Source organism: Mammaliicoccus sp. O-M54 (assembly GCF_022386035.1).
In the GTDB taxonomy this organism is placed as follows: Bacteria; Bacillota; Bacilli; order Staphylococcales; family Staphylococcaceae; genus Mammaliicoccus; species Mammaliicoccus sciuri_A.
The window spans coordinates 303157-309743 of the sequence record NZ_JAJNJE010000004.1 but is presented as its reverse complement, the minus strand read 5'-3'; the positions used below and the strand labels follow the sequence as shown (position 1 = coordinate 309743).

8 protein-coding genes and 2 tRNA genes are annotated in these 6587 nt (G+C 32.0%); all 10 read right to left on the bottom strand.

Features of this window, described 5'->3' with window-relative positions; all coding sequences use genetic code 11:
• Positions 1 to 102 precede the first annotated feature (102 nt).
• Positions 103 to 176: transfer RNA gene (locus tag LQ673_RS09440), tRNA-Gly, on the bottom strand.
• Between the two features lie 23 nt (positions 177 to 199).
• Positions 200 to 285 (bottom strand) — tRNA-Leu (locus tag LQ673_RS09435).
• Between the two features lie 266 nt (positions 286 to 551).
• Positions 552 to 998 carry a SprT family protein gene (locus LQ673_RS09430; protein ID WP_191836438.1) on the bottom strand — a complete coding sequence of 149 codons (447 nt, stop codon included), beginning with the start codon at positions 996 to 998 and terminating at the stop codon, positions 552 to 554.
• Positions 988 to 3141 carry a Tex family protein gene (locus LQ673_RS09425; RefSeq protein ID WP_191836439.1) on the bottom strand — a complete coding sequence of 718 codons (2154 nt, stop codon included), beginning with the start codon at positions 3139 to 3141 and terminating at the stop codon, positions 988 to 990. The genes LQ673_RS09430 and LQ673_RS09425 overlap by 11 nt, the downstream gene beginning before the upstream one ends.
• A 115-nt stretch (positions 3142 to 3256) precedes the next feature.
• Positions 3257 to 4027: an RNA polymerase sigma factor SigB gene (sigB, locus tag LQ673_RS09420; RefSeq protein WP_037589755.1), complete on the bottom strand. Its 771-nt coding sequence runs from the start codon at positions 4025 to 4027 to the stop codon at positions 3257 to 3259.
• Positions 4002 to 4478 (bottom strand): anti-sigma B factor RsbW, encoded by a 477-nt coding sequence (rsbW, locus tag LQ673_RS09415; RefSeq protein ID WP_025904514.1) that lies wholly within the window; start codon positions 4476 to 4478, stop codon positions 4002 to 4004. Before rsbW ends, sigB begins: the two co-directional genes overlap by 26 nt.
• Before the next feature lie 4 nt (positions 4479 to 4482).
• The gene (locus tag LQ673_RS09410; protein WP_025904513.1) at positions 4483 to 4806 is read right to left on the bottom strand and encodes an anti-sigma factor antagonist; all 324 of its coding nucleotides are present in this window, start codon (positions 4804 to 4806) and stop codon (positions 4483 to 4485) included.
• A 104-nt stretch (positions 4807 to 4910) separates the two neighbouring features.
• Positions 4911 to 5915, bottom strand: a complete 1005-nt coding sequence (locus LQ673_RS09405) for a PP2C family protein-serine/threonine phosphatase (protein WP_037589756.1) — start codon at positions 5913 to 5915, stop codon at positions 4911 to 4913.
• 96 nt (positions 5916 to 6011) lie between these two features.
• Positions 6012 to 6383 carry a type II toxin-antitoxin system PemK/MazF family toxin gene (locus LQ673_RS09400; protein ID WP_025904511.1) on the bottom strand — a complete coding sequence of 124 codons (372 nt, stop codon included), beginning with the start codon at positions 6381 to 6383 and terminating at the stop codon, positions 6012 to 6014.
• Positions 6384 to 6551 (bottom strand): type II toxin-antitoxin system antitoxin MazE, encoded by a 168-nt coding sequence (mazE, locus tag LQ673_RS09395; protein WP_025904510.1) that lies wholly within the window; start codon positions 6549 to 6551, stop codon positions 6384 to 6386.
• Positions 6552 to 6587 lie beyond the last annotated feature (36 nt).

The window sequence follows — 6587 nt, the reverse complement described above, 5'->3', positions numbered from 1 at the left end:
GATTGGTTAAGCCAATCACTCTGAAGTACTTTCAGTACTCAATTATTGGAATTAACGTTGACATATTGTCATTCAGTTTTCAATGTTCATTATAAAATAATTTGGAGCGGGTGATCGGAATCGAACCGACAACATCAGCTTGGAAGGCTGAGGTTTTACCACTAAACTACACCCGCTTAGCTATATTAAAATTGATGAATGGTGCGGCCGAGAGGACTTGAACCTCCACGGGATTTCTCCCACTAGGCCCTCAACCTAGCGCGTCTGCCATTCCGCCACGACCGCGCATGGTTTGCAGTACTCAATCAATTTGTTATTTAAGTGACTGTCATTAAGTATATTACATTAAGCTTACAATGTCAATACAAACACTTAACTTTTTAATGTAATTTTACATTGAATAACTTGTCTTATTATTTGTTACGTTTCGTTCAAGCAACATTAACTATAATACGCCGGATCTTTTATTTCGTCAATGCTTTTTTATTAAAAATTTAAATAAAAAGTACTACACTCGCATATTTTTAGTGTAGTACTTTCCCAATTATTCTTTATGTTATATTTTTTAACTTTCCACCACATCGTCCACATCTATATTTACGTGTATTAACACGTTTAATACCTTTGAATTCTGTTTTACATTGCCCACATTGATATAAATAGTTAGCACGTTCTTCATAACTTTGAACAGCTTTACAAAATCGCGGTGCACCTACTTCGTTACTTAAATCTTTGAATGCTTTGTCTTTATGCTGGTATCCTTTACCTTCTAAATGTAAATGATAATGACAAAGTTCATGTTTGATAATATCTATAAGAGCTTCAACACCAAAATGTTCATATTGTTTCGGATTAATTTCTATATCATGACTACTTAATAAATACCTTCCACCAGTTGTTCTTAACCTTTTGTTAAATACTGCATTGTGTTTAAAAGGCTTATTAAAATATTCCGTTGATATATTAGACACAAGTTCTTGAAGTGCCTTATTGTCCATTAGGGTCTATCATAGTTAATGACACTTTTTGTTTTTCTTGGTTTACATCTAATACCCAAACATCAACTATATCTCCTACACTTACAATATTCATAGGATGCTTAACATATCCTTTAGATAATTTAGATATATGAACAAGACCATCTTGTTTAACACCTATATCTACAAACGCACCAAAGTCTACTACATTTCGTACTGTACCACTTAAAGCCATATTTGGTTTTAAGTCTTCCATAGAAAGAACATCTGATTTTAAAATTGGTGTTTCGAATTCATCTCGTGGATCTCTTAATGGTGCTATTAAAGAAGCAATGATATCTTCAAGTGTCGGTATACCTATATTTAAGGTTTCACTTGTATCTTGTATATCTAATTTATTTAGTTTTTCTTTTAATATATCAGAACCAATATCTTCTTTTTGTAAACCAACATATTGAATCAACGCATAAGCCGCTTCATAACTTTCCGGGTGAATAGCTGTTTTATCAAGTGGTTCAGTTCCATCTAATATTCTTAAAAATCCGATACTTTGTTCAAATGTTTTATTCCCTAATCTTGGAACTTTAGCTATTTCTGAATGATGTGTAATAACACCTTTTTCTTCTCTAAATTTAATAATGTTATTTGCAACTGTATTGCTAAGACCAGACACATAGCTTAGTAATGATGGAGATGCTGTGTTCACATCAACACCAACTTGGTTAACGGCAGTTTCCACGACGAATTTTAAAGTTTCACTTAGTGCTTTTTGATTTACATCATGTTGATATTGACCAACACCGATTGATTTAGGATCTATTTTAACAAGTTCACTTAATGGATCTTGTACACGTCTACCTATAGATACAGCACTTCTCTCTTCAACTTTAAAATCAGGAAATTCTTCTCTAGCTATATCTGAAGCTGAATAGACAGAAGCCCCCGCCTCATTAACGATCACAAATTGGCAAGGTAAGTTGTGCTTTTTAATCATTTCAGCTACAAATTGTTCTGATTCTCTACTTGCTGTTCCGTTACCAATCGCAACTAATTCAATGTTGTGTTTCTTGATCATATCTGCAAATATCTTTTCCGCTTGATCAGTTTTAGATACTAGAGGATGAGGATATATCACATTTTTATCAACAAACGAACCATATTCATTAATAACTGCTAACTTACAACCCGTTCTGTATGCTGGATCTAGTCCTAGTATTTTTTTACCTTTTAATGGTGCTTGCAATAAAAGGTTTTTTAAATTCTCAGAGAAGATCTCAATTGCATGTTCTTCAGCTTTTTGTGTTAATTCACTTCTAATCTCTCTTTCAATAGAGGGTAAGATTAATCTTTTCAAGCTATCTTGAATAGCTTCATTAATGACTTCAATATGTTTATGTTCTTTTTTCACAAATTGAGTTGTTAAATAACTTTCTAATGACGCTGTATCTATTTCGAATCCTACTTTCAATATACCTTCTGATTCTCCACGGTTAATAGCTAGCACTCTATGAGGTACTATTTTCTTAATCGGTTCTTCATATGTATAGTACATTTCAAAGATATTTTTCTCATCTTCAGCTTTCTTTTTCTTCTCAGTCACTAATTTACCTTGTCTTTCAACACTATTTAAAATGTATTTACGGTATTTAGGCTCATCTGAAATCATTTCAGCTATAATATCTTGTGCACCTTTAATGGCATCTTCATGAGATGTAACTTCTTCAGTAATATATTTTGAAGCTTCTTCAACTAAATCAATATTAGAAGTACCTTCAAGTATCCATTTAGCTAAAGGTTCTAAACCTTTACGTTTTGCTTCTGTAGCTCTTGTTTTTTTCTTTTTCTTAAATGGTCGATATAAATCTTCTATTCTTTGTAATTTAGTTTGTTTTAAAATATCATTTTTTAAGTCTTCTGTTAATAAACCTTGTTCATCAATTAATCTGATGACTTCTTCTTTTCTATTATGCAAGTTAAGTGCATATGTATATTCATTTTCAATTTGTTTAATTTCAACTTCATCAAGTCCACCAGTTAATTCTTTTCTATATCTTGCTATAAAAGGCACGGTATTCTTATCTTCTAGTAATTCTAGTACAGTTTTAATTTGTTTTTCTGTAAAAGGATGATTTTTCTTTATGATTTCTATTAGTTCTTGATTCATAATTGCCTCCTAAAAATGGTTATATTCTATTTTAACATAAATAGAATATAACCATTTTTGATTTTAAAAAGAGACAGAAACATTTGAAATGTTTCTGTCTCTCCTAATATATTATTTATTTCATTGCAGCTTCTTTTAATTTCTTTATTGCTGTTCTTTGAAGTCTTGAAACATGCATTTGACTGAGACCTATTTTTTCGCCGGTCTCTTTTTGACTTAAGCCCGTAATAAAGGTGTATTGAATTATTTCTCTTTCTCTATCCGTTAAAATAGGCAGAATTTTTTCTAATATCATTCTTTTTTCTGTTAAATCATAACCTTCTTCTGATTCTCCCATAATATCCAACAACGTAACGGTAGATCCGTCTTTATCCGCTTCGATAGAATGGTCAACACTTAAGGCATTATAACTTTGACCCATTTCCATTGCTTCTAGTACATCTTCTTCTGTTACTTCTAGTCTATTTGCAATTTCAATAATTTTAGGTGACCTTCCTAATTCATTAGTCAATTCTTCATTTGCCTTTTTTATTTTAGGGCCAATTTCTTTAATTCGTCTAGGTACATGTACACTCCAAGTTTTATCTCTTAAATATCTCTTTATCTCACCAATTACAGTTGGAACTAAAAATGCTTCAAACTTTCTTTCAAATGAAACATCGAATCTTTTTATAGCGCCTAATAAACCAACCATACCAACTTGAACAAGATCTTCATGATGTGCTTGGCCTTTAGAATATTTATATGCTAAAGATTCTACTAATTTCTGATAATGTAATACTAGCTTTTCTTGAGCTTCACTATTATCATTTTCTTGGTAATCTGCTATCCAAGCATTAATGTCTTCTGGAGAAACTTCATTATAAACTTTGGACTCTTCCGTCATGTGTTTGCACCTGCTCTTTAGATAAATACTTTGTCATACTTATTGTAACACCAGCATCTTTTTGGACACTTACTTCATCCATTAATGACTCAATAAGAAATAGTCCTAATCCACCTTGTCTCAAGAAATTGATATTATCACTTTCTTGGTAAGGTCCAAGCACTTTTTTAGCTTCTTCATAATTAAAGCTTTTACCCGAATCTGATACAATGATTTCTATTTTATCTTCAAATACAAGGTAACCTATTAATATTTCACCTTCAACTTTATCACTATATGCGTGTTTCACTGCATTTGTTACCGCTTCTGACACTGCAATTTTTGAATCTTCAATATCTTCATATGAAGCACCAGCTCTATTAAACACGCCAGATAATGTTAATCTGACAAGTCCAACATATTCTGGAGCTGCAGGGAATCTCATCTCTATATAATCATAGTTAGATGTCATCTCATTATACCTCCGTTCCTTTGTTGACATGCATTAATTCTTTAAGTCCTGTAATATCAAATAATCTCTCAATTCTATCAGATACACCAAGCACATATAGTGATTTATCATGTTCATTGAGTGATTTTAATGTGCCAACAAATAAACCTAAACCAGTAGAATCCATATAACTTACGTTCTCCAAATTAACATGTATATCATGTGTTCCTTTTTGTCTAATCGGTTGTAATACGTCTTGAAGTTGAGGCGCAGTGTACACATCCAATTCTCCGCCAACTTTAATTTCATAGTAGTTTTCATGTTCAGTAGTTTCAATGTTAAGATTCATTCCTTGTTACACCCCTAAATGTATTAGACTTTCATCATTTATTTTTACCCGTTTTTAAAATGTTTAATCTTATTTAACACATCTTAAATATTTTTAACTTACAACTATTTAACTCTTTTAACAATTAATATCGTTAAATCATCTCTTTTATTTGGATTCTGTAGTTTGACTAGTTCTTCATACAAGATTTGGACAATGTCTTGCGGATGTAGTTGTTTGTACTCATCAATCATACTTAATAAATCTGTCGTTTTGATAAATTCATTTTGTTGATTGCGCAATTCTGTTACACCGTCAGTAAACACGATAATCATATCTTGTAATTCTATTTTTATTTCACTTTGTTTATAACGTGTATGTTTATTAACACCGAGCACAATACCTCGTTCAGACATTTCTTCAAATTCTCCAGTCTGACTTCTATATATGTATCCAGGCTCATGTCCTGCAGAACTATAATAAAGCATGTTATTAATTTCTTCATATAGTCCATAGAACATTGTCACAAACATATTTTGATTAACGTTCTTTTCCACAACTCGATTCAAACGTTTCAAACCGTCACTCGGCAATTGCGAATGGCCATATGAGTCCATACCAAATTTAATCATACTCATCGCTAATGCTGCCGGTATCCCTTTACCGATAACATCAGCTACTGCAAAACTCATAGTTCCGTCATTATGATCAATTAAATTAAAATAATCTCCACTTACTTTTTGTGCTGGAACAGAAATTGCCCCAATTTGAATACTATCAAATTGAGGGATTTGAGGCTTTAGCATCGTTTGTTGCAAGCTAGACGCAACTTCCATTTCTTTATCATGAATTTTAATTTTATTTAATAACTTCTTGTAATCACGGTATGTAAAGCCATAGCCTATCATGACTTCTAAAAGAACATCAAATGAACGAATGATTTGTTCTTTAGTCAGTTCTTGTTCCTGTTCCATAATATTTACATGTAATTGTACTATCTCCTCTGGTGAAACATTATCTTCAATGGCTTCAGTTGAAAATGTTTGGCAAGATGATAAAATTTCGTCATCATTTGTTTGAACATAATCAAGTAATAATTGAAGATACTGTTGTTTCTTTTGTTCTGACACGAAGTCACCTCGTTTCAAATATACTAAAAAAGCTTTAGGTTAATCCTAAAGCGGAAGACGTTTTAAAGTAATATTGATTCTTTTAAAACAATTTCATTATGTATTACCTAATGTATCAAATTTTTGTTGCAAAGTTAGATTGAGGCTGATTGCAATAGCAGTATCAACCTCTTTCATCTTTGCATCAGATAAATATGTTAATTTTTCTTTTAAGCGTTTTTTATCAATAGTTCTGATTTGTTCAAGCAAAATTACGGAATCTCTGTCTAATTTATATTTCGCTGCCTCAATTTCTACATGAGTGGGAATTTTGGCTTTATTTATCTTACCAGTAATTGCTGCAACAATCACAGTCGGGCTGTATCGATTACCTGTATCATTCTGGATAATAACGACTGGTCTTGTTCCCCCTTGTTCAGAACCTGTAACTGGTGAAAGATCTGCGAGATATACATCTCCTCTTCTCATTTATTCACCTTGCTGAGAGGCTATATGCGATTCATTTGAATCACAAGCTTCACATTCACAATAGTATGCTTCAGATGCAAGGGAGAGATTTAAATCGGCCATTGAACGATAGCCTTCTTTCAGTGTTTGTTCTAAACTTTGTGTACGATTTTGCGTTAAAGATGTCATAACAAATACCTCCAGATAAAATAAATGTAAATTTTG

What these genes read in the sequence shown, in the direction of transcription:
- LQ673_RS09430 (WP_191836438.1), bottom strand. Translation starts at nt 998, where the DNA reads ATGGACAATAAGGCACTTCAAGAACTTGTGTCTAATATATCAACGGAA.
- LQ673_RS09425 (WP_191836439.1), bottom strand. Translation starts at nt 3,141, where the DNA reads ATGAATCAAGAACTAATAGAAATCATAAAGAAAAATCATCCTTTTACA.
- sigB (WP_037589755.1), bottom strand. Translation starts at nt 4,027, where the DNA reads ATGACGGAAGAGTCCAAAGTTTATAATGAAGTTTCTCCAGAAGACATT.
- rsbW (WP_025904514.1), bottom strand. Translation starts at nt 4,478, where the DNA reads ATGACATCTAACTATGATTATATAGAGATGAGATTCCCTGCAGCTCCA.
- LQ673_RS09410 (WP_025904513.1), bottom strand. Translation starts at nt 4,806, where the DNA reads ATGAATCTTAACATTGAAACTACTGAACATGAAAACTACTATGAAATT.
- LQ673_RS09400 (WP_025904511.1), bottom strand. Translation starts at nt 6,383, where the DNA reads ATGAGAAGAGGAGATGTATATCTCGCAGATCTTTCACCAGTTACAGGT.
- mazE (WP_025904510.1), bottom strand. Translation starts at nt 6,551, where the DNA reads ATGACATCTTTAACGCAAAATCGTACACAAAGTTTAGAACAAACACTG.